The 25,315-nt window shown below is 74.9% G+C and carries 22 protein-coding genes; 9 read left to right on the top strand and 13 right to left on the bottom strand.

Annotated elements, in window-relative coordinates; genetic code table 11:
• Positions 1-13 precede the first annotated feature (13 nt).
• Genes H488_RS34560 through H488_RS38785 form a run of 3 tightly spaced genes read left to right on the top strand, consistent with a single transcriptional unit; the run spans position 14 to position 1,902 of the window.
• Positions 14-817 (top strand): glycosyltransferase family A protein, encoded by an 804-nt coding sequence (locus H488_RS34560; protein ID WP_017834827.1) that lies wholly within the window; start codon positions 14-16, stop codon positions 815-817.
• Positions 814-1,455 (top strand): hypothetical protein, encoded by a 642-nt coding sequence (locus H488_RS36265; protein WP_017834826.1) that lies wholly within the window; start codon positions 814-816, stop codon positions 1,453-1,455. The genes H488_RS34560 and H488_RS36265 overlap by 4 nt, the downstream gene beginning before the upstream one ends.
• A gap of 3 nt (positions 1,456-1,458) precedes the next feature.
• Entirely contained in the window at positions 1,459-1,902 is a 444-nt protein-coding gene (locus tag H488_RS38785) for a TspO/MBR family protein (protein WP_441295104.1), read from the top strand.
• Here H488_RS38785 and H488_RS36260 read toward each other — a convergent pair.
• The 3 genes from H488_RS36260 to H488_RS34545 all read right to left on the bottom strand — a co-directional run bounded on the left by H488_RS36260 (position 1,866) and on the right by H488_RS34545 (position 6,515).
• Positions 1,866-3,998: a S8 family serine peptidase gene (locus tag H488_RS36260; protein WP_051063831.1), complete on the bottom strand. Its 2,133-nt coding sequence runs from the start codon at positions 3,996-3,998 to the stop codon at positions 1,866-1,868. The genes H488_RS38785 and H488_RS36260 overlap by 37 nt on opposite strands.
• 236 nt (positions 3,999-4,234) lie before the next feature.
• A complete protein-coding gene (locus H488_RS34550; protein WP_051063830.1) occupies positions 4,235-5,890 on the bottom strand; it encodes a S8 family serine peptidase in 1,656 nt (551 codons plus the stop codon).
• A 202-nt stretch (positions 5,891-6,092) separates the two neighbouring features.
• Positions 6,093-6,515, bottom strand: a complete 423-nt coding sequence (locus tag H488_RS34545; protein ID WP_017834825.1) for a DoxX family protein — start codon at positions 6,513-6,515, stop codon at positions 6,093-6,095.
• A gap of 126 nt (positions 6,516-6,641) precedes the next feature.
• Here H488_RS34545 and H488_RS34540 point away from each other — a divergent pair, with 126 nt between their 5' ends.
• The 3 genes from H488_RS34540 to H488_RS0119175 all read left to right on the top strand — a co-directional run bounded on the left by H488_RS34540 (position 6,642) and on the right by H488_RS0119175 (position 9,755).
• Positions 6,642-7,253 carry a malonic semialdehyde reductase gene (locus tag H488_RS34540; protein ID WP_017834824.1) on the top strand — a complete coding sequence of 204 codons (612 nt, stop codon included), beginning with the start codon at positions 6,642-6,644 and terminating at the stop codon, positions 7,251-7,253.
• A gap of 93 nt (positions 7,254-7,346) precedes the next feature.
• Positions 7,347-8,519 (top strand): type III polyketide synthase, encoded by a 1,173-nt coding sequence (locus H488_RS34535; protein ID WP_017834823.1) that lies wholly within the window; start codon positions 7,347-7,349, stop codon positions 8,517-8,519.
• A gap of 9 nt (positions 8,520-8,528) precedes the next feature.
• Positions 8,529-9,755, top strand: a complete 1,227-nt coding sequence (locus tag H488_RS0119175; RefSeq protein ID WP_017834822.1) for an NAD(P)/FAD-dependent oxidoreductase — start codon at positions 8,529-8,531, stop codon at positions 9,753-9,755.
• A gap of 41 nt (positions 9,756-9,796) precedes the next feature.
• Here the strand turns inward: H488_RS0119175 and H488_RS34530 are convergent, their stop codons facing one another.
• The 10 genes from H488_RS34530 to H488_RS34485 all read right to left on the bottom strand — a co-directional run bounded on the left by H488_RS34530 (position 9,797) and on the right by H488_RS34485 (position 21,362).
• Positions 9,797-10,873 carry a hypothetical protein gene (locus H488_RS34530; protein ID WP_031283739.1) on the bottom strand — a complete coding sequence of 359 codons (1,077 nt, stop codon included), beginning with the start codon at positions 10,871-10,873 and terminating at the stop codon, positions 9,797-9,799.
• A 203-nt stretch (positions 10,874-11,076) separates the two neighbouring features.
• Positions 11,077-12,399, bottom strand: coding sequence for an MFS transporter (locus H488_RS34525; RefSeq protein ID WP_017834820.1), 1,323 nt, complete (start codon positions 12,397-12,399; stop codon positions 11,077-11,079).
• Positions 12,386-14,020, bottom strand: coding sequence for an ATP-binding cassette domain-containing protein (locus tag H488_RS34520; protein ID WP_017834819.1), 1,635 nt, complete (start codon positions 14,018-14,020; stop codon positions 12,386-12,388). The genes H488_RS34525 and H488_RS34520 overlap by 14 nt, the downstream gene beginning before the upstream one ends.
• Entirely contained in the window at positions 14,013-14,855 is an 843-nt protein-coding gene (locus H488_RS34515; protein WP_017834818.1) for an ABC transporter permease, read from the bottom strand. Before H488_RS34515 ends, H488_RS34520 begins: the two co-directional genes overlap by 8 nt.
• Positions 14,848-15,789: an ABC transporter permease gene (locus H488_RS34510; protein ID WP_017834817.1), complete on the bottom strand. Its 942-nt coding sequence runs from the start codon at positions 15,787-15,789 to the stop codon at positions 14,848-14,850. The genes H488_RS34515 and H488_RS34510 overlap by 8 nt, the downstream gene beginning before the upstream one ends.
• 43 nt (positions 15,790-15,832) lie before the next feature.
• Complete coding sequence (locus tag H488_RS34505) at positions 15,833-17,254, bottom strand: ABC transporter substrate-binding protein (RefSeq protein WP_229587199.1); 1,422 nt, start codon at positions 17,252-17,254, stop codon at positions 15,833-15,835.
• A gap of 346 nt (positions 17,255-17,600) precedes the next feature.
• Positions 17,601-18,359, bottom strand: coding sequence for an alpha/beta fold hydrolase (locus H488_RS34500; protein WP_017834815.1), 759 nt, complete (start codon positions 18,357-18,359; stop codon positions 17,601-17,603).
• Between the two features lie 66 nt (positions 18,360-18,425).
• Positions 18,426-19,649: an aminotransferase-like domain-containing protein gene (locus tag H488_RS34495; protein ID WP_017834814.1), complete on the bottom strand. Its 1,224-nt coding sequence runs from the start codon at positions 19,647-19,649 to the stop codon at positions 18,426-18,428.
• Complete coding sequence (gene speB / locus H488_RS34490; protein ID WP_017834813.1) at positions 19,646-20,713, bottom strand: agmatinase; 1,068 nt, start codon at positions 20,711-20,713, stop codon at positions 19,646-19,648. The genes H488_RS34495 and speB overlap by 4 nt, the downstream gene beginning before the upstream one ends.
• Before the next feature lie 82 nt (positions 20,714-20,795).
• Positions 20,796-21,362 (bottom strand): helix-turn-helix domain-containing protein, encoded by a 567-nt coding sequence (locus H488_RS34485; protein ID WP_017834812.1) that lies wholly within the window; start codon positions 21,360-21,362, stop codon positions 20,796-20,798.
• A 334-nt stretch (positions 21,363-21,696) separates the two neighbouring features.
• On the opposite strand from H488_RS34485, the gene H488_RS34480 reads away from it, so the two are divergent.
• From H488_RS34480 to H488_RS34470, 3 genes are read left to right on the top strand one after another with little or no spacing between them, the layout of a single operon-like run.
• A complete protein-coding gene (locus H488_RS34480; RefSeq protein WP_017834811.1) occupies positions 21,697-23,157 on the top strand; it encodes a sodium:solute symporter in 1,461 nt (486 codons plus the stop codon).
• Complete coding sequence (locus H488_RS34475; protein ID WP_017834810.1) at positions 23,154-24,659, top strand: purine-cytosine permease family protein; 1,506 nt, start codon at positions 23,154-23,156, stop codon at positions 24,657-24,659. The genes H488_RS34480 and H488_RS34475 overlap by 4 nt, the downstream gene beginning before the upstream one ends.
• Positions 24,646-25,302, top strand: a complete 657-nt coding sequence (locus tag H488_RS34470) for a cyclase family protein (protein ID WP_017834809.1) — start codon at positions 24,646-24,648, stop codon at positions 25,300-25,302. Before H488_RS34475 ends, H488_RS34470 begins: the two co-directional genes overlap by 14 nt.
• The last annotated feature ends 13 nt before the right edge of the window (positions 25,303-25,315 follow it).

Genomic DNA, 25,315 nt, shown 5'->3' with positions numbered 1-25,315 from the left:
AGAGAATGGGGCCATGACGGAGAGCAGAGACCCGACCGGACCCGGCCACCCACCCGCGGGGGCGTCCGGCGCCCCCACGGTGTCCGTGGTCGTGCCGGCCCGTGACGACGCCGTGCACCTGGCGCGCTGCCTGGGGCTGCTCGCCGCGCAGACCCGGCCGCCGGACGAGGTCGTGGTGGTGGACAACGCCTCGAGCGACGGCACCGCGGACGTGGCCCGCGCCGCCGGGGCCCGCGTGGTGTTCGAGCCCGCGCCGGGCATCCCGCCCGCCGCGGCCGCCGGCTACGACGCCGCCCGGGGGGAGGTGGTGGTGCGCTGCGACGCGGACACCGTCCCCGGCCCGGAGTGGATCGCCGGGCTGCTCGCGGCCCTTGCGTCCCGCCCCGACGTGGTTGCCGTGGCCGGCCCGGGCCGCTTCCACGGCCTGCCGCCCGGCCTCGACCGGCTGCTCTCCGCGCTCTACATCGGCCTGTACGTGCTCAGCACGGCCGCCGCGCTGGCCCACCCTCCCCTGTTCGGCACCAACATGGCGATGCGCCGCTCCTGGTGGCTCGAGGTCCGGGACGGCGTCCACCGGCACGACCCGGAGCTGCACGACGACTTCGACCTCAGCTTCCGGCTGGACCCGGCGCACCGGATCCTCTTCCGGCCCGGCCTGTCCGTGGGCATGTCCCCGCGGGCGCTGCGGGGCGGGCGCCCCGCCGTCCGCCGGCTGGCGCGCGCCTTCCGGACGATCCGGCTCAACTGGGCCGACGAGCGCCCGTGGGAGCGGTGGCAGGCGCGCCTGGGGCACCGGCTGCCGGGGGGCCGCGCATGAGCCGGCTCGCCCTGGCGGTGCGGTGGCTCGGCCCGCTCTCCGTGCTGCTCACCGCCCTGTTCTTCGACGCCGTGGGCGCCTCCGTGATGATGCTCGTGTGCCTGGCCATCACCATCACGTGGCGGGCCCGGCTGCCCGCGGCCCTGGAGATCATCACGGACCTGACGCTGCTGGTCGCGGCCTGGAGCTCCGTGTTCCTGCTCTACGAGAGGTACGACCACTGGGACCTGGTCGTCCACTTCGCGGCCACCGCGGTGCTGGCCGAGCTGACGTTCCGCGCCCTCGAGCGGTGGTCCCGGCTCTCGTCCCCCGGCCCGGTCTCCCACGTGGTCCTGGTCAGCTCCCTGGGCGCGGCACTGGCCCTCGTGTGGGAGTACCTCGAGTTCGCCGGCTACTACCTGGTGGACCCCCAGGTGAACGTGGGCTACCTGGACACCATGGGCGACATGGCCGCCGGCCACGCCGGGGCGGTGGTCGCCGGGATCCTGGGCACCTGGGCCCGGCAGCGGGCGGACGCCTCCGGCGGCACCCGTCCGGACGGGGACGCCGCCGGCCCGCCGGACCGCACCGGACCCCGGGACGCCGTCGGGAGGCGGCACGCCGCCGAGGACCCGGACACCACCGAGACGAAGGACTGACCCATGTTCTGGACGAACCTGCTCAAGACCAGCGCACAGACCGGGGCGGCCGCCGCGGCCGGCACCGCGGCCTCCGCCGGGGTGGACAGCCCCTGGTACCGGGACCTGCGGAAGCCGGGGCTGCAGCCGCCGGCCGCCGTGTTCCCGGTCGTGTGGACCGTGCTCTACGCGGATCTCGCGGTGACCTCCGCGGCCGTGCTCACCGAGCTGCAGCGGCCGACCCGCCCGGGCGCGCACCGCCGCGGCGCTGACCGTCAGCACCGGCGATCTCGCGCGCCGGGCGGCGCAGGCACGGCCCGTGCACGGCGCCGCCCTGCTCCCCTACGCCGGCTGGTGCGGCTTCGCCACGGTCCTGAGCGCCCGCATCCACCGGCTCAACTCCTGAGCGGATCCGGGCGGCCCGGGCCCGCTCAGCGGGCGGAGACCGTGATCGCGCCGTGGCGGTAGCCGATCGATCCGCCCTGGAAGCGCTGGACGACCGTGTCCCCGGAGCGCTGCTCCGGTGTCACCGGGTAGCCCAGGCGACCGTGCTCGCCCCGGAGGTCGGCGTGGGCCCGGCCGATCGCCCCGCGCACGGGCTGCGCGCCGGTCGCGGGCGACCACAGGATCCTGCCCCGCTCGAAGGACTGGTGCGCCCCGCCGGCCGGGCCGCGGTGCTCGCCGCCCAGCGGGTGCCCCAGCAGACCCGTCTCCGCACCGAGGGCCGCCCAGCGCGCGCCGACGGCGCCGTGCACGGGGGCCGCACCGGTCCCGGCGCTCCAGACGACCGTGCCCCGCTGGAACTGCTGGTGGACGCCGCCGGCGCCGTTGCCGCGCTCCCCGGTCCGGGGATAGCCGAGGAGGCCGTTCACGCCGCCGGCGCGGTTCCAGGCGCCGCGCACACCGCCGTGCACCCACCGGGCGCCCGAGTCCGCGCTCCAGTAGACGGCCCCGCGCTCGAACTCCTGGTAGCAGCCGTCCTGGGCGAGGCCGCACCGTTCGTGCGAGCGCGGCGCCCCGGTGGAGGCGCCGATCCGGGCGTGGAGGGCGCCGATGGCGCCCTGGGTGCGGTAGCCCTCCTGGAGCGTGGCCCGGGCGACGGCGGCCCTGGGGTGCACGAGCCCGGCGCCGCAGCCGCCCGGGCAGGACCCGGGCAGGGGCCGGGCCGTGGCGACCAGGACCTCCTTGACCTGGGCCGGGGAGAGGGACGGGTCCGTCTCGCGGACCAGCGCCACGACCCCCGCGACCGTGGGGCTGGCCATCGAGGTGCCGTACTTGTAGGAGTAGGTGCCGCCGCCGGGCCGGGCGCTCCCGGTGTCGGCGGTGGACAGGATCTGCCGGGAGGGGTCCCCGCCCGGGGCGGCCAGCGTGACCCGGCCCCAGTTGGAGTACCCGGCGCGGGCGCCCTGGGCGGTGCTGGCGGCCACGGTGATCACCCCCCGGCAGTTGGCCGGGGACTCCATCCTGGCGTCGCGATCGTGGTTGCCCGCCGCCACGACCACGCTCGCCCCGCGGGACAGGGCCCGGTCGATCCCGTCCTGCAGGGCGGCCGGGCACGTGCTGGAGAGGAAGCCCAGGCTGAGGTTCACCACGGTCGCCGGGTGGGGGTTCGTCGGGACGGCGTCGACGTCCTCGCCGGCGGCCCAGGCGATCGCCACGGCGATGTCGGACACGTACCCGTCCCCGCAGGCCCCGAGGGCGCGCACCGGCAGGAGCGTCGCGCCGTGGGCGACACCGGCCACACCGGTGCCGTTGTTGCCCCGCGCCGCCGCGATGCCCGCCGTGTGCGTGCCGTGCCAGGAGGAGGAGCGGGCGGCGGAGCCGGATCCGCACTCGCCGGGACCGGCGTGGTCCCCCTCGTCCCGTGGGTCCGGGTCCCAGCCGTCCCCGTCGCGGGAGTGGCCCGGCTGCACGCCCCCGGCGTGCAGGGAGACGAAGTCGTGGCCCGGTGCCACGTTGGCGTCCAGGTCGGGGTGGGACGTGATCCCGGTGTCCACGACCGCGATGGTCTGGCCCCTGCCGGTCGCCCGGTCCCAGGCGCTGGGCAGGTCGAGGCCTGCCGCGGCGGGCTGGAGGTTCCACTGCGACGTCGCGTAGTACGGGTCGTCGGGCACCGCGGCGATGCTCGCGAGATGGTCCGGCTCGGCGTACTCGACGGCCGGGTCCTCCTCGAGGGCGCCGGTCAGGGTCTCGAGCTGTTCCGCGTCGAGGAGCCCGTCCGCCGCCACGACCCGGGCCGAGTCCACGGTCCGGCTGATCTCGTCCAGCAGGGGCGCCGCCGCCGGCTCGCCCGCCGCCGCGCCCCCGGGCGCGATCCGTTCCGCGGCCTCCGCGTAGACGCGCTCGCGGGCCCGCGGGGCGGGTTCCGCGCCGTCCTTGAACTTCACGATCACCCGGTCGGTCGCGCCGGGGCTCCCGGCCCCCTCCGCAGCGGGCGCGGGCGCGGGCGCCGGTGCGGCGGGCACGGTGGCCTCGGCCGGGGGCCGGGCCGCGGCGGGGGCCGCGGCGCCGGCCAGGATCAGGACCAGGGCGGCCGTCAGGGCGCGGCCGTGGAAGGACGTCATGGACTCTCCAGCCGGTGGGGGGGTGCAGCGCGCAGCGGGGGAGCTGCGGCGCGCCGACCACGGGAAGGGGAGTCGGCGCCGCTGCGCTCAGCGTACGGAGCGTTTGCTCTTGTTACCGAATGGGAAGATCCATGCTTTTCGCTGGACTTTGAGGTCGCCCCGGAGGAACGGCCCGGGGACGACGACGGCGCCGCCCACCCCGAGCGGGTGGACGGCGCCGGCGGGCGGGGCGAGGGTCAGCCGGCGGCGGGGATCGCCCACCACTGGGCCGGGAGGACCTGCTGCCAGCGGGCCCCGAGGCCGGCGTTCCAGACGATCCAGCCGTTGGCGAACTCCTGGAAGCAGGGCGTGCCGCCCAGGGCGCACAGCTCCCGGGAGCGGGCCTCGCCGGTGGTCGCGCCGATCTTCCGGTGCAGCGCCCCGATGCCGCCCGCGGTGCTGAAGGGCTCGCCGCCCTGCACCGCGACCAGCGCGGAGACCGGGTCGACGATGCCGGCGCCGCAGCCGGGCGCGCACCCGCCGGGGGCCTGCCGGGCCGTCGAGGTCAGGGCGTCCTGGAGACCCGCCACGCCCAGCCCCGGAGCGAGCTCCCGGAGCAGCGCCACGGTGCCGGCGACCGCCGGGGCCGCCATGGACGTGCCGTTGCGCTCCGTGTACGTGGGCGCGCCGAGGCCCTGCGCCCCGGCGTTGCCGGTCGAGAGGATCTGCGCGTAGGGGTCCCCGCCCGGGGCCGCGACCGTGACCGAGCCGAAGTTGGAGTAGGGGGCCAGCGCGCCAGAGACGTCCGTCGCGGCGACCGAGATCACGCCGGCGCAGTTGGCCGGCGCGGACTGCGCGGCGTCCACGGCCTGGTTGCCCGCGGCCACGACCACGGGGATCCCGCGGTTCACGGCCTCGCTGATCGCGGACTGCAGCACCGCCGGGCACTCCCCCGGCACGCCGAGGCTGAGGTTGATGACCGTCGCGGGGTTCGGGTTGGCGGCGGCGCCCGCCACCGGGGCGCCGGCGGCCCACAGGACGCCGGCGGCGACGTCGGTGATGTATCCCTGGCTGCAGGCGCCCACGGCGCGCACGGGCAGGATCCTCGCGTCCGGGGCCACCCCCGCGACGCCCAGTCCGTTGTTCGCGTCGGCCGCGGCGATGCCGGCCGTGTGGGTGCCGTGCCAGGTGGAGCTCGGGGGCATGGGGCTGTTGGGGCACAGCACGGCGTCGGGGTAGTCGCCCATGTCCGTCGGGTCGGCGTCCCACCCGTCGCCGTCCCGGCCGTTCTGGGCCGTGGAGACGAAGTCGTAGCCGGGCAGGACGTTGGCGTCCAGGTCGGGGTGGGCGGTGATGCCGGTGTCCACGACGGCGATGGTCTGCCCGGCGCCGGTGGCCCGGTCCCACGCGAGGGGCATGCCCAGTCCGGCCGGGTCGTCCCACAGGCTCCACTGCAGCGCGGCGTAGGACGGGTCGTTCGGCACGGCGGTGGTGGTCGCCAGGAGGTCCGGCTCCGCGTACTCCACGGCGGGGTCCTGCTCCAGGGCGGTGGTCAGCGCGTCGAGCTCGGCGCCGGCCAGCATCCCGTCGGTCCGCACCACCTGGGCGCCGTCCGCGGTGGCCGTGGTCTCCACGAGCCCGGCGCCCCCGGACCGGCCGGCGGCCTGCGCGTACACGACGTCGCGGGAGTCCTCGGGGGCGGCGCCGTCCCGGAACTTCACGACGACGCGGTCGGTCGCCGCCGCCGTTGCCGAGTCGGCACCGGGAGCGGTTCCGGTGGCCGCCGGGACCGGCTGGACGGCCTGGCCCGCGGTCGCGGCGGCCCCGGTCGCCGCCGCGGCGGAGCCCAGCGGGACGAGGGCGAGGGCGGCCGCGAGCGCGAGGGAAGCGGTGGTGCTGCGGGTGGTGGTCAAGGATTCCTCCGGCCGTCGGGACGGGAGGCGGCATGGTGCGCACGGCCCACCCCCCGATGGACTGGAGCGAGAGCGATCCCCCTGCGGAAACGGAGCCCCCACTCCTGTGCTCTGCCCAGCGTAGGGACGGTGTGCGTGTGTGACCGAATGCGAACCCCGTGGACCGGGGTCCGGGGGACGCCCCGGGCCGGGCGGCGGGCCCTCAGCCCGCCCGGGCGATGCGCAGGGCTGTGGCGATCAGGGGGACCTGCAGGGGGAGCCGCACGAGCGTCACGACCCGCCGGACCGGGGAGCCGCGGCGGGCCCGCCAGGCCATGGTGACGTTGCCCGGCCACACGCCCACGAACAGGGCGGCCGCGGCCCAGCCGCCGGCGCGGCGGGTGCCGGGACGGAGCAGCAGCGCCCCGACGCCGATCTCCGCCGCCCCGGAGCCCAGCGTCCAGGCGCGGGGCGGGCCCGGCAGGGACCGCGGGATCAGCCCGTCGAAGAGCGCGGGCCGGACGAGGTGGAGCACGCCCGTCCCGCACAGGGCCGCGCCCAGTCGGAGGGCGCGTGCCGCCTCGGCGCCGGAGCGGGCCGCGCGGCGGTCCGGTCCGGACAGGAGCTGCGGGAGACGGAGGGGCATGGGGCCAGGGTACCCAGCGGGAGGCGCCGCGACGTGACGGACGGCACACGACGTCTCCGGCATAGACCCGCCCCGCTCTTTGTTGACGTGTACATCAAGATGACCGTGCCTCCGAAAGGACACCCCGTGGCCCCCGAGACCCTGCAGGACCAGCTCACCCTCGACGCCCTCGCCGCCGACCTCCTCTTCCGCGAGGCCCGCACGGCCTCGGAGTTCCTCGACGAGCCCGTGGCCGACGAGCAGCTCCGGGCGGCCTTCGAGCTCGCCAAGATGGGCCCCACGGCCATGAACATCCAGCCGCTGCGCGTGACGTGGATCCGCTCCGCGGAGGCCCGGGAGCGCCTGCTCCCCCACATGGCCGAGGGCAACCGGGCGAAGACCGCCGCGGCGCCCGCCGTCGCGGTGCTCAGCTACGACGTGGACTGGCACGAGCACCTGCCCGTCGTCTTCCCGCCCGCCGCCGGCAACCAGGAGATGTTCGCGGGCAACGAGGAGCTGCGCGCGCAGATGGGCCGGGACAACGCCCACCTGCAGGCCGGGTACTTCGTGCTGGCCGTGCGCGCCGTCGGTCTCGCCGCGGGCCCCATGGGCGGTTTCGACGCCCCCGGGGTGGACGCCGAGTTCCACGCGGGGACGAGCCTGCGCGCGCTGATGGTCGTGAACATCGGCGCCCCCGCCGCCCCGCGCCACGACCGGCTGCCGCGCCTGGACTTCGACGCCGCGACCCGCACTGTCTGAGGCGGCCCCGGGCGGACCCGCCGGCCGCGGGTCCGCCCGGCCCCCGCGCGCCCTCCGTGGCACCTGTCGGCCCGAGGACGGATACTGGACGGGATGACGCCCGCACTCCTGTCCCTCGGCACGGCCCTCCCGCCGCACGTGCTCGAGCAGACCGACGCCCAGGACCTCTACCAGGCCCAGCCCGGCACCGACCGGCTCAACGCCCGGCTGCTGCGCACGGTGTTCGGCGCCTCCGGGGTCCAGCGCCGGCACACGGTGCTTTCCGAGCTGGTCGAGGACGGCGCCCGCGCCGGATCCCCGTACATCACGGAGGACGGCCGGTTCCTGACCCCCCTCACCGGCGTCCGGAACCGGACCTACGTGGAGCAGGCCCCCGCGCTCTTCGCCGAGGCCGCGCGGGACGCCCTCGCCCGCTGCCCCGGGCTCGACCCCGCGACCGTCACCGACGTGGTGACCGTCTCCTGCACCGGCTTCTTCGCCCCGGGCCCCGACTACCAGCTGGTCCGGGACCTCGGCCTCGACCCGGCCGTCCGCCGTGCGCACATCGGCTTCATGGGCTGCCACGGCGGGCTGATCGGGCTGCGCCAGGCCGCGGCCATCGCCACGGCGGACCCGGACGCCGTCGTCCTGCTCGTGGCCGTGGAGCTGTGCACGCTGCACCTGCGCCCGGCCCGGGACCCGGACGCCATCCGGGGGGCCGCGCTCTTCGCCGACGGCGCCGCGGCGGCCGTGGTCAGCGCGCGGGCCCCCGAGGGCGTCACCCCGCTGCTCGAGCTCGACCGGTTCCGCACCCTCGTGATCCCGGACGGCGAGGACGCCATGGCCTGGACCATCGGCGACGCCGGGTTCGAGATGATCCTCGGCGCCGCGGTGCCCCAGGTCCTCGAGGACAACATCCACACCGCCCTCGCCGCGCTGCTGGACGGGCCGGAGGGGCCCGTCGACCGGGACCGCATCACCGACTGGGCCCTCCACCCCGGCGGCCGCGGCATCCTCGACAAGCTCGAGGACACCCTGGGGCTGCCGCCCGAGGCGCTGCGCGAGTCCCGCGACGTGCTCGCCACACGCGGCAACATGAGCAGCGTGACCGTCCTGCACGTCCTGCGCCAGGTGATCGACGCGGCCCCGGCGGACGAGACCCGCACCGTCTGCGCCCTGGCGTTCGGGCCGGGCCTGACCGTAGAGTCGGCGCTGTTCACGATCCCCGCCCGGGCCGCGGCACCGGCCGCGGAGCTCGATCCCGCCGCGGCCGTCCCGATCCGCTAGGAGGTTCCCGTGGACCACGACGTCGTCGTCGTCGGCGCCGGGCTCGCCGGCCTGCAGTGCGCCCACCTGCTCGAACGGCACGGACTGGACGTGGTGGTGCTGGAGGCCTCCGACGGCGTCGGGGGCCGGATCCGCACCGACACGGTCGACGGCTTCCGCTGCGACCGCGGGTTCCAGGTGCTCAACCCCGCTTACACCGAGCTGCGGCGCAGCGTGGACGTCGCGGCCCTGGGGATCCAGAAGTTCGACGCCGCCGCCGGGGTCCGCCGCGGCGACGGCATCGACGTCCTCGCCGACCCCCGCCGCGTCCCCTCCCGGCTGCCGGGGACGCTGCGCAGCCCGCTCGTGGAGCTGCGCCGGCTGCCCGCCCTGGCGGCCTGGCTCGCCCCGGGCCTGGACCTCCGCGCACGGCGCCGGGAGCGGCGGGACCTGCCCTGGCACGAGTCCTTCGACGCCGCAGGAGTGCGGGGACCGCTGCGGGACCTGGTGCTCGAGCCGTTCCTGGCCGGCGTGATCCTCGAGGACGAGGGCCGCACCTCGGCCGCCTTCGTGCGCGAGCTCGTCGGCTGGTTCCTGCTCGGCACCCCCGGCCTGCCCTCCGGGGGCATGGGCGCGCTCCCGGCCTGGATCCACGACGGGCTCCGGTCCCCGGCCGTCCTCGGTGCCCGCGTGGAAGCGGTGGAGCGCACCGGGAACGGGTGGACCGTGGGCGCCGGGGACGCCGCCTGGCGGGCGTCCTCCGTGGTCGTGGCCACCGAGGGCCCGGCCGCCGCCCGGCTCCTGGACCTGCCGGACACCCCCATGAAGGGCGAGGCGACCTGGTGGTTCGCGGCGGACGCCGCGCCCTCCGACCTCGGGTGCCTGGTCCTGCCGGGCGAGTCGACCGGCCCGCTCGTCGACACGGCCGTGGTCAGCAACGCCGCCCCCAGCTACGCCCCGGACGGCCGGGCGCTGATCCAGGCGACCGCCCTCCTGCCGCGGGGCGCCGAGCTCCCCGCCGAGGCCGACGTCCGCCGGCAGCTGGGCACGATCTGGTCCGCCGACGCCGCCGCCTGGGACCTGCTGACCGTGCACGAGGTGCGCCGGGCGCTGCCGGAGCAGCCGCCCGGGCTCGTGGCCGACCGGCCCGCCGCCCTCGGCGACGGCCTGTACGTGTGCGGCGACCACCGCACCGACGGCTCGGCCCAGGGCGCCCTGCGCTCCGGGCGCCGCGCGGCCGAGGCCCTGCTGGCCTGAGCCCGCTGGTTGCGGGGGGGGGGTGACCCGGCCGCGCCGGGTCAGTCGTCGTAGGTGTCGGCGAGTCGGCGGCGCTGGTGCTCCCGGCGGCTGTAGGTGGCCTCGCGGATGGCCTCGTCGCTGTCGAAGTTCGAGCCCAGGGCGCCGGCCAGGGTGCCCAGCGACGCGGCGAGCCAGGACAGGTGCAGGTAGTCGAGGAGATCGACGGGATGGCCCAGCTGGGACTCGAGGTAGCCGGCCTCGATCACCGCCAGGCCCACGAGGAGCAGCATCGCCCACAGGAGTACGTACATCAGGGCCACGCTCAGCCACACGGTGATGACGGTGGAGGCGTTGTCCGACCGGGACCGCCAGGGTTCGCCGTCGTCCGCGGAACGGTTCCACAGGCCGTTGTGGATGATGAGCCAGCCGCTGAGCGCGGCGGTGACCACCACGCTGATCGTGGCCAGCCGGAGCGGGGACAGGACATCGGACATGTTCCAGATGGAGGCGTAGAAGATGCCGAAGGCGCCGGTGGCAGCCGCGGCCGCCACACAGCTGGCCAGGGCCGGCAGCAGGCGCCCGGGCTGGTTGCTCAGGATCATGCCGATCAGCAGCCGCAGCCGGTTCATCCGCCCGGGCAGCACGACGTAGGCCGCGCCTCCCGCCTCCCCCGAGGAGACCTTGCGCGCCGCCGCCCGTCCCAGGGCCCCGTGCACCGCGGACGGCGAAGGGGCGTCCTCGGCGCCGTCCCGGATCGCGCCGACCAGGGCGGCCAGCAGCCGGCAGGTCTTGCGGGAGAAGTGGTCGGCGCCCAGGCCCGGCAGCGAGACCAGCGCCGCGGCGTCGGCCGCGCCGACCTCGCAGAGCAGCGGTTCCCCGTCGTGGACGCGCGGCAGGTCCGTCAGGTACACCACGAAGTCCCACCCGTGCTCCTCGCGCAGCCGGCCGGCCTTGTCCAGCAGCGGGATGTTCCCCTCGGCCGTCAGGGGCAGGGTCTCGCGGCTGACCTCCACCGTCCAGGAGATCTCCGGGCCGGAGCGTTCCGCGAGCGCCCGCGGCAGGTCCTCGGCCACCCGGCGGGCCACCTTCTCCGGCAGCCCCGGATCAGCGAGAACCCCTACGGTCAGTGACTGCACATGGCCTCCTCCCCCGAGCCCAAGGCACGTGGTGCCGCGGCCTCGGAGGCTGCTCCGCGGAGCAGCTCGACGTCGTCCCCCGAGCTTAGCCATCGGCAGACCGGCGACCGGACGGAACCGGTGGGGCGCCGGTGCGCGGGGGTCCCGCCGCCGTTGCGGAGCCCCGTCCCCTGCCGAGGAGCAGGCCCCGCGGCCGCCGGCCGTCAGCGGGTTCGTCGAGCCGGTGCCGTGGTGGAGGGCGCGTCGGCGGGCCCGGCGGTGCCGTGGCCGCGGAGCACGGTCGGCAGGCCCGCGGCGGCCAGGAGCGCGAGCACGACCAGAGGCGCCCAGGGGGTGCCGGGCCACCAGTGGTGCCGGTCGGTGAGATCGAGCAGCTGCCCGAGCACGGCGTTGCCGGCCAGCACGGTGATGCCGCCGCAGGTGGCGGCCAGCCCGTAGTAGGCGCCCCGCCCCGAGGTGGGTCCGTGCGCCGGGACGAACGACGGGATCAGGGACAGGATCGTGGGGGTCAGGAGCATGTGGCCCAGGATCAGGACGGCGACGGCGCCCATCAGCGGCGCCATCGAGCCGGTGGCGGTCCCGGGGTGCATCGAGGTCGCGGCGACCAGGGCGAACGCGCCGGCTTCGAGCACGAAGCCGACCGCCAGGGCGGCGCCGGGGCCCATGCGCAGACCGGCGGCGGAGACCGGCAGGTGCAGCAGCAGGGTCAGGACCGAGGCGAGCAGGAACAGCGCGCCGAGCCAGGCACCGTCGAGGCCTCGCCGGCCCAGCTCGACGGGCACGGCGAAGTAGAGCTGGTGGTAGGCCAGCATCTTCACCCCGGCCAGTGCGCAGAACGTCACGAAGCGCCGGTCCCGCAGGCAGGCCCACCGGGGGCCGGCCGCGGAGGGCGCCGCGGTGGGCGTCCCGGCCGCTCGGTCCGGTTGAGGGTGGGCCGGTTCGGCCGGGAGCAGGTACCAGAGCAGGACCGTCACCGCGGTGAACACCCCGATCCCCAGGAACAGGGCCGCGTCGAATCCCCAGCCCAGGAGGAACGATCCCAGCACCGGGCCCAGGACGGCGCCGATCTCTCCGGTGATCGCCAGCCACACGAACACCGACCGCCGGCGGCCGGTCCGGCGGCCCGGGCCCTCCGTCCCCGCCGGCTGGTCGGCGTGGGAGAGCCGGGACTCCAGGGCGGGTGAGAACAGGGCGCCCCCGGCACCGGTGAGCACCGCGCCCAGGAGGAACAGGGCGAAGTCGGACGCCGCCGCCAGCGTGGCGTAGCCGGCGATGCGCACCAGGCAGCCGGTGAGAACGGCCCGGCGGGCACCCCACCGGTCGGCCAGCATGCCGCCGAGCAGGAACATGCCCTGCTGGCTGAAGGTCCGGGCCCCCAGCACCAGTCCGATGGCCGCGGCGCCCAGGCCGTACTCGGTGCCCATGGCTCCGGCCAGGAAGGGCACCACGGCGTAGAAGCCGAGGTTGAACACCAGCTGGGCGCCCAGCAGGGTGCGCGTCTCGGCCCGGTGGTCACGGAAGGACATCGAGGTGCTCCTCGGACAGGCGGTGGGTGTCCAGGATCGCGCACACCTGGGGCAGTGCCGCCGCCACCAGCTGCCTGCTGTGCTCGTGGCGCGGCCGGGCGAAGAGCTCGGAGGTCTCCGCGAGCTCGACCAGGCGGCCCCGGAAGAGCACCGCGACCCGGTGGCTCATGTAGCGGACGACGCTCAGGTCGTGGGAGATCATCACCAGGGACAGGCGCCGGTCCCGGTGCAGGCGCAGCAGCAGGTCCAGGACGGTGCGCTGGGTCACCGCGTCCAGGGCCGAGGTGGCCTCGTCGCAGATGAGCACCGACGGTTCCAGCAGCAGGGCTCTGGCGATGGTGAGCCGCTGCAGCTGGCCTCCGGAGCACTGGCCGGGACGCCTGTCCAGCAGCTCCGGCTCCAGTCCCACCTCCCGCACCACTTCGTGGATGCTCGCACGCCGTTGCTCGGGCGTGCCGTTCCGGTGCCGCAGGAGGGGGGCCTCCAGGCTGGTGCCCAACGGCATGCGGGGATCGAAGGAGTCGTGCGGGTCCTGGAAGACGAGCTGCACGTGCGAGGCCGCCGCGCCGGAGCCGGCGCGGCCGGCGCCCGGGGTGCTGGTGACCCGTCCGCCGTCCGGTGCCTCGAGTCCGACGACCAACCGGGCGAGCGTGCTCTTCCCGGAGCCCGACTGCCCCAGCACCCCGAGGATCTCGCCCTCCCGCAGGTCGAGGGACACCCGGTCCACCGCGGGACGGGCCTCCCGCCGCTTCGGCCCGAAGCGCTTGGTGAGCTCGTCCAGCACCACGAGGGGGCGCGCCCCGCCGGTGGCGGGCGGAGTCCCGGTGGGGGTGAGGGCAGATGCCTCCAGGAGGGCCTTCGTGCACGTGCTGCGCGGATCGTTGAGCACGGTGCCGGCCGGCCCGGACTCCTGCACGCGCCCGGCGTCCAGCACCACGACCCGGTCGGCGTAGGCGGACACGGTGGCCAGGTTGTGGGTGATGTAGAGGACCCCCAGCCCGCGGTCGCGCCGTTCGCGGTCGATCAGCTCCAGGATCTGCCGCTCGAGCACCGTGTCCAGGGCCGACGTCGGCTCGTCGGCCAGCAGCAGTCCGGGGCGGCCGGCCAGCGCCAGGGCCACCATGGCCCGTTGGGCCATGCCGCCCGAGAGCTGGTGGGGACGTGCCCGGGCGCACCACCGGGGGTCCTCGAACCCCACCTCGGCCAGCAGCTCCAGCGTCCGCGCACGGGCCTGCGTGCCGCGGAGCCCGGCATGGAGCCCCAGCGGCTCCCACAGGTGCTCGCCGACGGTCCGGCGGGGGTTGAACATGCGCTGGGGCTGCTGGTAGAGCATGCCGATCCGGCCGCCGCGCACACGGTTCAGCTCCGCTTCGCCGGCCCGGGCGAGGTCGGTGTCACCCAGCCGGATCGTCCCGGCGTCCCGGTGCACCTGCGGGGGCAGCAGGCCCAGGACGGACATGGCCGTCAGGGTCTTTCCCGACCCGGAGGCGCCCACCAGCGCCACGAACTCCCCCGGAGCCACGGTGAGGTCGACGCCGGACAGGAGGGGGCGGCCACCGGCGCCGTCCGCGCCCGGCCGGTGGCTGAGGTGCAGTCCCTCGACGACCAGGCGCTCAGACATCGCGTTCCGTCCGCGACGATGCCGGCAGCAGCATGCGGGTGCTGCTCATGTGCGCCAGCCGTTGGCCGATCAGTGTCACGCACAGCGCAACGGTGAAGACCACCAGGCCCGGGGCGAGGATCGTCACCGGCGCCCGGACGGCGTACGGCTGGGCCGCGGCCAGCATCGCCCCCCAGTCCGACTGCGGCGGCTGCACCCCCAGCCCCAGGTAGGACAGGGCGCCGACGGTGATCAGGAACTGGCCGAACCGCAGCGCGGCCTGCCCGAGCAGGGGCCCGGACAGGTGCGGCAGGATGTGCCGGAGGACGACGAAGGACGGCGAGCACCCCAGGACACGCGCGGCCTCGACGAAGCCGCGGGCCGAGACGTCGTAGGCCAGTGCCCGGGCCAGCCGGGCGAAGGGCGTCCAGCCGGTCACGGTCAGGGCCAGGAGCAGGGACAGGGGGCCGGGACCCAGCACGGCGACCAGGAACAGGGCCACCACCATCTCCGGCAGCGCCAGCAGGACGTCGTTGGTCCGGGTGAGCAGCTCGTCCACCCACCCCCGGCGGCGGGCGCTCAGCACCCCGATCCCCGTGCCGATCGCAGCGGTCAGCACGGTGGCCACGGCGGCGGTCACCAGGGAGAACCGGCCGCCGTCGAGCAGCCGGCTCAGGGTGTCCCGGCCCAGGTGGTCCGTCCCCAGCCAGTGCGCCGGGCCGGGCGGGGCGAGCCGTGCCGTGAGGTCCTGGGCTGCCGGCGGGTACGGTGCGATCCAGGGCGAGAACACCACGGACAGCACGATCAGGGCCAGGAGCGCCGCCGCCGCCCGGACCAGGACGGGCCGGTCACGCATGACGCCCCCTGATCCGGGGGTTGAGGATGCCGTGCACCAGATCCGCCGCGGTCGTCAGGACGACCGCCAGTCCCACGACCACCACCACGCCGCCCTGGGCGAGGGGGATGTCGCTGTTGCGGACGGCGTCGAACAGCAGCCTCCCCATGCCGGGGATCGCGAAGACGACCTCCACGATGACGGACCCGCCCAGCAGACCGGCGAACCACACGGCCACCAGCGTGGTGAGGGGCAGCAGACCGTTGGGGAGCACGTGGCGCCAGACCGCCTGCGGGTGGCTGAGTCCCCGGGCCCGGGCGGCGACGACGTGCTCGGCGCCCAGCGCCTCGAGCATCCCCTCGCGCACCGCCGAGGTGAAGTAGCTGATGGGGCGCAGGGCCAGGACCGCCACCGGAAGGACCGCGGACGCGGGGCCCTCCCACCCGGCGGAGGGCAGCAGGGACAGCTGCAGCGCGAAGACCAGCACGAGCATCGGGGCCAGCCAGTACTCGGGCATCGCGATGAAGGCCTGGGTGACCGTGGTGATCACCCGGTCGGCCGGGCGCCCCTCCTGCAGGGCGGCCACGGTCCCCAGCACCACGGACACCGCGGCCGCCACCCCGAGGCTCACGACCACCAGGCTCACGGTGATCCACAGGGCGGGCAGCACCTGCTCGATCACCGGTGTCCGGCTGGCGTAGGACAGGCCCAGGTCACCGCCGGCGAGCCGGCCGAGCCAGCGCAGGTACTGCACCGCGAGGGGGTCCTGGAGTCCCAGCTCGAGCGCCAGCCCCTGGGCGGCGGCGTCGTCGACCACCTCCCCCGCCACCCGCGACCGGATGATCTTGCGCACCGGGTCCCCCGGGGTGACGTAGGGGATGAGGAACACCACGAAGGACGCCAGCAGGACGGTGACCCCCAGGGTCGCCGTCCTCCTGGCGAGGAACGCCGTCATCGACGCCCCCGCGCTCGCGGGGCTCTGCGGCTGCCGGTCGTGCTCACGAGCCGGACTTCGTCGTCTCCGCGCGCAGCACGTACCGGGACAGCGGGTCCTGGACGTAGTTCTGCAGGTCGGTGCGGACCGCGTCGATGGCCTGCTCGTTGACCAGCCAGACGTTCACGGCCTGGTCCTCGAGGATCTTCCCGGCCTGGGCGTACAGCTCGTAGCGCTGCTCGGCGTCGGCGGTCCCGGCGGCCCGGGCGATGAGCGCGTCGTAGTCCTCGTCGCAGAAGTGGCTGAGGTTGTAGCTGCCCTCGCACGTGTAGTCGGCGGTGAGGAACCCGATCGGGTCGGCGATGTCGATCAGGCGGTTGCGCTGGCTGAGCACCATGTCGTAGTCCCCGGACAGCAGGTCCGGCTCCACCGCGGCGTACTCCTTGGTCGTGATGGTGACGGGGACGCCGACGCTCTCCAGGTTCTCCTGGATGACGGTGGCCACGTCGGCGAACTCGGCCCGCTCCACGATCGCGATGATCTCCAGCGGCCGCTCGGCGGTGTAGCCGGCGGCGTCCAGGAGCTCCTTCGCCGCCGCCACGTCCTGCTGCGGCGTCTCGGCCTCCTCGCCCGCCCAGGGCTCGGACGAAGCGAAGGGCCCGGTGCTCGGCAGGGCCGCGCCCTCGTAGACGCTGCCGGCCAGGGCGTCGAGATCCAGTGCGGAGCGGACGGCCCTGCGGAAGTCGACGTCGTCGAACGGCGCCCTGCCGTTGTTCATGTACAGCGTCGCGGTCCGCGGGGACTCGGCCTTGAGGACCTCGACGCCGGGATCGGCCTCCAGCGCGGACAGGTTGGCGACGGGGATGGACAGGGAGACGTCGGCCTCGCCGGTCTGCACCTGCGTCGCCCGCGTCGCCCCGTCCGTGATGAACCGGACCTCGGCCCCGGCGAGCTGCACCGGTCCGCCCCAGTAGTCCTCGTTCCGGTCCAGGGTCAGTGACTGCTTGGGCTGCTCCGAGACCGGGGTGAACGGCCCGGTGCAGTGCCCGAACGGGTCCACCGCCCCGCCCTCGAAGGCGGCGGGGGCCAGCACGCCGGTGTTGACACTGGCCAGCCGGTAGGGAACCAGGGGGCTCTCCTCCGGAGTGGTGACCCGCACCGTGCGCTCGTCGACGGCCTCGACGCCGCTGACGACGGCCGGGCTGAAGGCCCGGGCCGGGACCTCTGCGTCCAGGACGTTCTGGAGCGAGGTCACCACCGCGTCGGCGGTGAGCGGGGTGCCGTCCTGGAACTGCACGCCGTCCCGCAGGGTGAAGTCCCACTCCGTGGGGGAGACCTGGTCCCACTCCGCGGCCAGGGCCGGGACGATCTCCCCCTGGACCTCGTCGTAGCGGGTCAGGGTCTCCAGGCAACCGGACAGGGACAGGATGTAGGCGGCGTCGCTCTCGAGGGCCCAGTCGGCCACCGGTGCACGGAAGTTGTCCACCACGATCCGCTGGCCGGTATCCGCCGCCTGCTCGCTCCCTCCGTCCCCGCCGCTGAAACCGCACCCGGACAACGTGAGAACGGCGACGGCACCCGTCGATGCCGCTACCCGGAAAACTGCGCGCACAGAACCACCTCAGTTCGACGTCCCTGGACAGAGCGCCCGCCGAGGACATGTGAATGATCGGGGAATCCCCCGGAGGAGAGGTTAGGCTACCCTCAGTCCCCGGTCCACTCGGCGGACCGGGATCGTCACGAACGGGACCGGATCCGGCGTCCGCCGCGGAGGTGCCGGTGCTCCGTCGGGGCCGTCCGCCCGACGGCGACGCCCCGTCGGGCCCGTTCCGTCAGGATCCCGGCCGGCGCCGTCTCGGGGCGAACGTGGCCGGCTTGTCGGCGGCGTGGAAGTCGGTGATCAGGCGCGCGCACAGCTGCGGCTTCTCGACCAGTACGCCGTGGGAGGCGTGCGGGACCACGGCCAGCTCCCCGTGGGGCAGAGCGCGGTACGCGGCCACGGCGTGCTCGAGCCGCACCTCGTCGTCGTCGCCGACGAGCACCAGGACGGGGAGGTCGAGGCCCGCCAGGTCCGCGTCCGTGAAGACCGGCCCCTCCTCGTGCATCCGCCGCAGCTTCGCCGCGACCTCGCCGTAGTGCTCGCGCCCGTCGGGGGAGACCTCCGCGTAGGCGTCGACCATGAAGGCCGGCACCTCCGCCTCGCCCGCCAGGACGCCGGGCTCCCACCCGTCGCGGTGGTGCACCCCCGCCGCCAGCACCAGGTCCCGGACCAGGTCGGGACGGCGCAGCGCCACGGTCAGGGCGACGACGGCGCCGTCGCTGTACCCCAGCAGGTGCACCGGGGCGCCGGCCTCCTCCTCGAGGAAGGCGATCGTGTCCTCGGCCATCGCCGCGTAGGAGAGCGGGCCCTCCCGGTCGGGGGTGCGGCCGTGCGCGCGCTGATCGGGGGTGATCACCCGGTACCGGCCGGCCAGTTCCGCGACCAGCGGGCCCAGGGCCCGGGAGTCCGTGCCCCCGGGGTGCAGCAGGACGAACTCCGGCCCGCTTCCCCGGGCGCGGAACCACAGTCCCCCGGCCCGCTCCTCGCTCATGCGGTCAGTATCGCCCCTCCCGGGGACACCGCACCAGCTCCGGGGGCGGCGCCGAGGCCCAGCAGGTCAGTCGCGCAGCATCTCCCCCACCCGCCGGACCCCTTCGGTGATGTCCTCCGGCGAGGCCGCGGAGTAGGCGAGGCGCAGGCTCGTGGAGGCGCGCCCGTCCGCGTAGCAGGCGCCGCCGGGCACCAGCACCACGCCGTGCCCGATGGCCCGGCCCAGGAGGTCCCCGTGGTCGAGGGCCGGGTCCAGGTCCAGCCACGTGAAGAAGCCGCCGGCGGGACGCGTCCAGCGCACCCTTTCGGGCATGAACCGCTCGAGGGCGGTCATCATGGCGGCGCAGCGCGCGCGGTACAGGTCCACCGCTCGGTCCAGGGCGGGCCGCCAGTGCTCGCTGGCCACGTACTCGGCGGCGAGCTCCTGGCCGAGCACGGACGGGTGGATGGTCACGGCCTCGGCCGCGATCTGCAGCCGGGCCCGCACCGCCGGCGCCGCCGCGATCCAGCCGACCCGCAGCCCGGGCGAGAAGATCTTGGAGAAGCTGCCCAGGTGGATCACGGTGCCCGGGTCCAGCGAGTACAGGGACGGGAGCCGGTGGGCGCGGTCGAAGCCGAGCAGCGCGTACGGGTCGTCCTCGAGGATGAGCACCCCGCGCTCGGCGCAGACCTCCACGAGCCGGCGGCGCCGCTCCTCGGTGAGGGTCACCCCGGTGGGGTTGTGGAAGTTCGGGATGGTGTAGACGAACTTCACGCTCCGGCCGGCGGCCCGCAGCCCGTCGATCCGCCCGGCGACCGCCTCGGGGTCCAGTCCGTCGTCGTCGACGTCCACGTGGGCGACCTCGACCTCGTAGCTGCCGAACACGCCGAGGGCCCCCACGTAGGTGGGGCCCTCGGCCACGACCACGTCCCCCGGGTCGCAGAACAGCTTGGTCACGAGGTCGAGACCCGCCTGGGACCCGGCGGTGATCTGGATCGTGTCGGGCGTGGTCTCCGCGCCCTGCAGGCGCATGAGCTCCACGACCAGCCCCGGCAGGCGCCCGATCCCGGCCCCGGAGCCGTACTGGAGCACCTCGGGGCCGCGCTCGGCGAGGATCCGCGCCGACATCGCGGCCACCACGTCGTGCGGGAGCACGCTCATGTCCGGATTGCCGCCGGCCAGGGAGATGATCCCGGGGCGCATCGCGATCTCGAACACGGCCCGGACCGGGGAGGGCCGGAACTCCTCGGAGCGGTGGGCGAACAGCGAGGTGTGGTCGGGCCGGGGGGTCACGGCCGCGCCCCCGGTCACCGGTCCTCCCCCGCCGGGGCCTGCGCCGGGACGGCGTCCCCGTAGACGTGCCCGGCCAGCCCGTAGGCGGGTCCGCCCGGCGCCGCGCCGGGTCCCAGCGCGAGGAGGCTGATGAGCTCGTAGGCCACGTGGGCGGCCGCCACCCCGGTGATCTCGGCGTGGTCGTAGGCCGGGGCGACCTCGACGACGTCGCAGCCGACCACGTTCGTCCCGCGCAGCCCGCGCAGGATCTCGAGCACCTCCCGGCTGGTCATGCCGCCGGCCTCAGGGGTCCCGGTGCCGGGGGCGTGGGCCGGGTCCAGCACGTCGATGTCCAGCGAGACGTAGAGCGGGCGGTCGCCGACGCGCTCGCGCAGGTGCGCGACGACGGCGTCCACCCCCAGCCGCATGACGTCGGCGGAGGAGACGATGCCGAAGCCGAAGCGGGCGTCGTCGTCGAGGTCCTCGGTGCCGTAGAGCGGCCCGCGGGTGCCGACGTGGCACACGGCGTCCGTGTCGAGCAGGCCCTCCTCGAACGCGCGCCGGAAGGGGGTGCCGTGGGTGTACTCGGCACCGAAGTAGGTGTCCCAGGTGTCCAGGTGGGCGTCGAAGTGCAGCAGCGCGACCTCGCCGTGGCGCGCGTGGGCGGCGCGCAGCAGCGGCAGGGCGATGGTGTGGTCGCCGCCGATCGCCACGAGCCGGGTGTCCTCGCCCATGAGCTCCTTGGCCTGGGCCTCGATGGAGGCGATCGCCTCGGGGATGTCGAAGGGGTTGGCCACGATGTCCCCGGCGTCGGCGACCTGCGCCCCGGCGAACGGCGAGACGTTCTGCGCGGGGTTGTAGGGGCGCAGCAGGCGCGAGGACTCCCGGACGTGGTTGGCCCCGAACCGGGCGCCGGGCCGGTAGGAGACGCCGGCGTCGAACGGCACGCCCACCACCGCGATGTCCGTGTGCTCGACCTCGTCCGTGCGCGGCAGGCGGGCGAACGTGCCCAGGCCGGCCCAGCGCGGGGTCAGGGCGGCGTTGACGGGTCCGACGACGGGGGTGCCGTCCGGGGTGGTGCCGGTGATGCGCTCGGGGTTCATGGTGTGCGGTCCTCTCGGTGGATGCTGACACGGGTGCTGACAGGCGTGCTGGCGGGGGTGGCGGACGGGCCGGGCGGGGGGCTCACGAGCCGAGGATCCACAGCAGCACGGCGTCCTCGGTGCCGGGGTTCTCCCAGGTGTGCGGTTCGGAGCCGGGGAAGGTGACGGTGTCCCCGGCCGCCAGGTCGAAGGTGCGGTCCGGGACGTGGAGCCGGAACCGGCCGCTGATCAGGTGCAGCACCTCGGTCTCGCAGTCCATGCTGTACATCGCGTCCTCGCCCCGGCCCCCGGCGGCCACGCGGGCCCGGATGACCTGGACCTGGCGCTGGGCCGACGGCGTGACGAGCTGCTCCTCGATGCCCTCGCCGCCGAGGTCGATGTGCGGGGCGTCCTCGAGCCGGACCAGCTCCACGTCGGCGGGCCCGGCGAAGAGCGCGCCCACGTCGATCCGCAGCACCTGGCACATCCGCACCAGGGAGTCCACGGACGGGGAGGTGATGTCCCGCTCCACCCGGCTGACGAAGCCCTTGGTGAGGCCCGCGGCGGAGGCGAGCTGGTCGATGGTCATGTGGCTGCGCCGCCGGTGGTTGCGCAGCCGCGACCCCACGGCGGCGGTGTGCCCGGAGCTCTCGATGGGCAGTGCTTTCACGACGACGACGCCTCCTCCCGGACGGTTTTACCCGCCCGTCACGACCCGGACCCGTTCCCAAAACATGATCTGCATCATACTATGTGGGACAACTTTTGTTTCTTGTAGAGCAACCCCGTTCCGGGGAGGCTCCCGATCGACCCCGTGGGCGCCCGCGCCCCGAGGAAGCAGCGACACCCATGAACGTGCTGATCATCGTGCTGTACCTNTTCCCAAAACATGATCTGCATCATACTATGTGGGACAACTTTTGTTTCTTGTAGAGCAACCCCGTTCCGGGGAGGCTCCCGATCGACCCCGTGGGCGCCCGCGCCCCGAGGAAGCAGCGACACCCATGAACGTGCTGATCATCGTGCTGTACCTGGTCGCCATGGTGGCGGTCGGGCTCTGGGCCAGCCGCCGGGCCCACGACGCCGAGGACTACCGGGTGGCCGGCCGCCGCCTGGGCCCCGGCTTCTACACCGGGACGATGGCCGCAGTGGTCCTCGGCGGCGCGTCCACCGTGGGCGGGGTGGGCCTCGGCTACACCTACGGCATCTCCGGGATGTGGCTGGTGGTGGCGATCGCCACCGGCCTGGCCGCGCTGAGCCTGTTCTTTGCCGGCCGCATCCAGTCCCTCAAGGTGTTCACCGTCTCCCAGATGCTGCAGCTGCGCTACGGCGAGCGCGGCGGGGCCAAGGCGTCCTCGTTCGTGATGCTGGCCTACACCGTGATGCTCTCGGTGACCTCCACCTCCGCGTACGCCGCGATCTTCTCGGTCCTCTTCCCGCTCGACCGGTCGTGGGCGATCCTGCTCGGCGGCGTGGTGGTCGTGGCGTACTCCGTGCTCGGCGGGATGTGGTCGATCACGCTCACCGACATGATGCAGTTCGTGTTCATGACGGTCGGCATCTTCCTGGTCCTGCTGCCGTTCTCCCTCTCCGCGGCGGGCGGCTGGACCGGGCTCGAGGACCGGCTGGACGCCACGTTCTTCACCTGGGACGGCATGGGCACGCAGGCGATCGTCACCCAGTTCGTGGTCTACGGCTTCGGCATGCTGATCGGCCAGGACATCTGGCAGCGCGTCTTCACCGCCCGCTCCCCGCAGGTCGCCCGCTGGGGCGGGCTCGCCTCCGCGGCCTACGTGGCGCTCTACGGCGTGGCCGGGGCCGTCATCGGGATGACGGCCGCCGCCGTGGCCCCGGACCTCTCCTCCCCGGACGACGCGTTCGCCACGATGGCGCAGCAGTACGTCCCGGCCGGGCTCGGCGGGATCGTGCTCGCGGCCGGGGTCGCCGCCATGATGTCCACGGCCTCGGGCGCGCTCATCGCCGCGGCCACGGTGGCCCGCGTCGACGTCGTGCCGACCCTGAGGTCCCTGCTCACCCGGCACGCGGCCCCCGCCCCGGAGGGCACCGCCGAGGCGCTGCGCGGGGACCGGCTCTACGTGCTCGTCTTCGGCGTGGTGATCACGGTGATCTCGATCTTCGTCTCGGACACCGTCACCGCCCTGACCATCGCCTACGACATCCTGGTGGGCGGCCTGCTCGTCGCCATCCTCGGCGGGCTCCTGTGGCGGCGGGGGACGAGCCTCGGCGCGGCCCTGTCCATGCTCGTCGGGTCCGTGGTGACCGTGGCGTCCATGGCGGTCTTCGGCGTGCTGGCCAACGCCCCCATCTACCTGGGACTGGCGAGCTCCGCGCTGGTCTACGTGGTGGTCTCGCTGCTGTCCCGCCCCACGCACGCCGGGGTGCTGCGGCAGTGGAACGAGCGCCTCGCGGGCTCCGGCGCCGACCGCGCGGAGGCCCGCCCGTGAGCGCCTGGTCCCGGCTCTCGGACCACCTGGACGAGAACTCCGAGGGCTACGGCCCGCTGCGCGGCACGCTGGGCGCGGGCCGGATCGGGATGATCTGGCTCGCGGCGAACCTGGTGGTGACCACCCTGCTGACGGGGACGCTGTTCGTGCCCGGGGTGTCCTGGCCCACGGCCCTGGCCATGATCGTCCTGGGCACGCTGATCGGCGGGGCGGTGCTGGTGCTCGTGGGGAACATGGGCACCCGCACCGGTCTCGCCACCATGTCCCTGACCAAGGGCTCCTTCGGCCTGCGCGGGTCCTTCCTGCCGGTGGCCGCGAACGTGGTCATCCTCATGGGCTGGAGCTGGGTGCAGGCGATGCTCGCCGGCGTCACCGTGAACTTCCTCGTGGCGCAGGCGACCGGCTACTCGAACCCGGTGCTGTTCTCGGTGCTCTGCCAGGCGCTGGTCGTGGCGCTGGCCGTCCTCGGCCACGAGGGCATCGCCCGGGTGGAGCCGTGGCTGGCTGTGGTGATCCTGGGCATCATGGCCTGGGTCTTCACGGTGGCGTTCACGTCCTACCCGGTGGCCGACTTCGCCGCCCTGCCCGTGGACCCCGGGGCGGGCTGGTCCCCCATCGCGGTCCTCGACGTCGTCATCGCCACGGCCATCTCCTGGACCGTGCTCTCCGCGGAGTTCAACCGGCTCGCCCGCCGGCAGTCCGCGGGCATGATCGGCTCCGGCGCGGGGTACGTCCTGTCCACGGTCGCGGCCATGAGCCTCGGGGCCACCGCCGTCGCCTACGTGGTGCTCGACGGCGGGGAGGCGGTCGGGTTCGACCCGACGGTGCTCGTCGCCGCCTTCGGCGCGCCCCTGGCGGTGGTGGTCTTCCTGTCGGTGATGGCCACCAACACCATGGTCGTCTACGGCATGGTCTCCTCGGTGGTGAACCTCACGCCCTCGCGGAGGCTGCGGTTCCTGCCCACGGCGCTCGTGCTGGGGGCCGTGTCGGTCCTCGGGTCCACCCGGCTGGGCCTGCTGGACCAGTTCACCGAGTTCCTGGTGCTGATCGGCTCGCTGTTCATCCCCGTCTTCGCGATCATGCTGGTGGACTACTACGTGGTCCAGCGCGGCGCCTACGCGGCGGACATCCTGCGCGGGCGCGGCGGCCGGTACTGGTACCGGGGCGGGGTCAACCCCGCCGCCGTGGCGGTGTGGGCCGTCGGCGCGGTCTGCTCGCTGGTGCTCACCTACGTGCTGCCGAGCCCCGTGGGCGCGACCATTCCCACGTTCGCCCTCTCCGCGGCGCTCTACCTGCTCTGGGCCCTGGCGGCGAAGCGGATCGTGCCGGGCCGGCCGGTCCAGCGACACCTCGCCGAGGCGGGGAGGACCGGGACGGACGGGGCCGGGGCGCGGGACGGGGCCGCCGCGCCCGAGCGGACCGGCGGATCCTGCACGGTCGGCACTGTCGGCACTGTCGGCGCGGCCAGCAGGCCGGAGGAGGCCGCCGATGCGCCTCGTTGACCTGAGCCACCCCGTGGAGGCCGGCATGCAGGTCTTCCCGGGGGACCCGGCCGTGGACTCCCGGCTCGCGGCGTCCGTCCCGCGGGACGGCTTCCAGGTGGCCGAGCTGCACCTGGGCACGCACAGCGGCACGCACGTGGACGCCCCGCTGCACACCGTGGACGGCGGCTCGCCCGTGGACGAGCTCGACCTCGCCCGCCTGGTGGGACCGGCGCGCATCGTGCACGTGCCGGAGCTCCGGGGGCACGAGGTGATCCGATGGGCGCACGTCCGCGCACAGCTGGAGGACGTGCGGGCCGGCACGATCGTGCTGTTCCGCACCGACTGGTCCCGGCACTTCGGCACCCCGCGCTACCTGGCGCACCCGGTGCTGGACGTGGAGATCGCCGAGCGCCTGCTGTCCGCGGGCGTGCACGTGCTCGGCACGGACACCCTCAACCCGGACCGCACCCCGGACGCCGGCGCGTCCGGCCCACCCGAGCTGCCGGTGCACGCGGCGGTCCTCGGGGCGGGCGGGGCGATCGTCGAGAACCTGACGAACCTGCACGCCGTCGACTGGCGGGACCCGCTGGTGAGCGTCCTGCCGCTGCGGCTGCGCGGACTGGACGGCTCCCCGGTGCGGGCGGTGGCGATGCAGCCGTGAGCCCCGCGCCGCC

This window comes from Kocuria sp. UCD-OTCP (genome assembly GCF_000349605.1).
GTDB classification, from domain to species: Bacteria; Actinomycetota; Actinomycetes; order Actinomycetales; family Micrococcaceae; genus Kocuria; species Kocuria rosea.
Note: the sequence above shows the minus strand (reverse complement) of the source record. Positions and strands in the feature narration are given on the sequence as shown.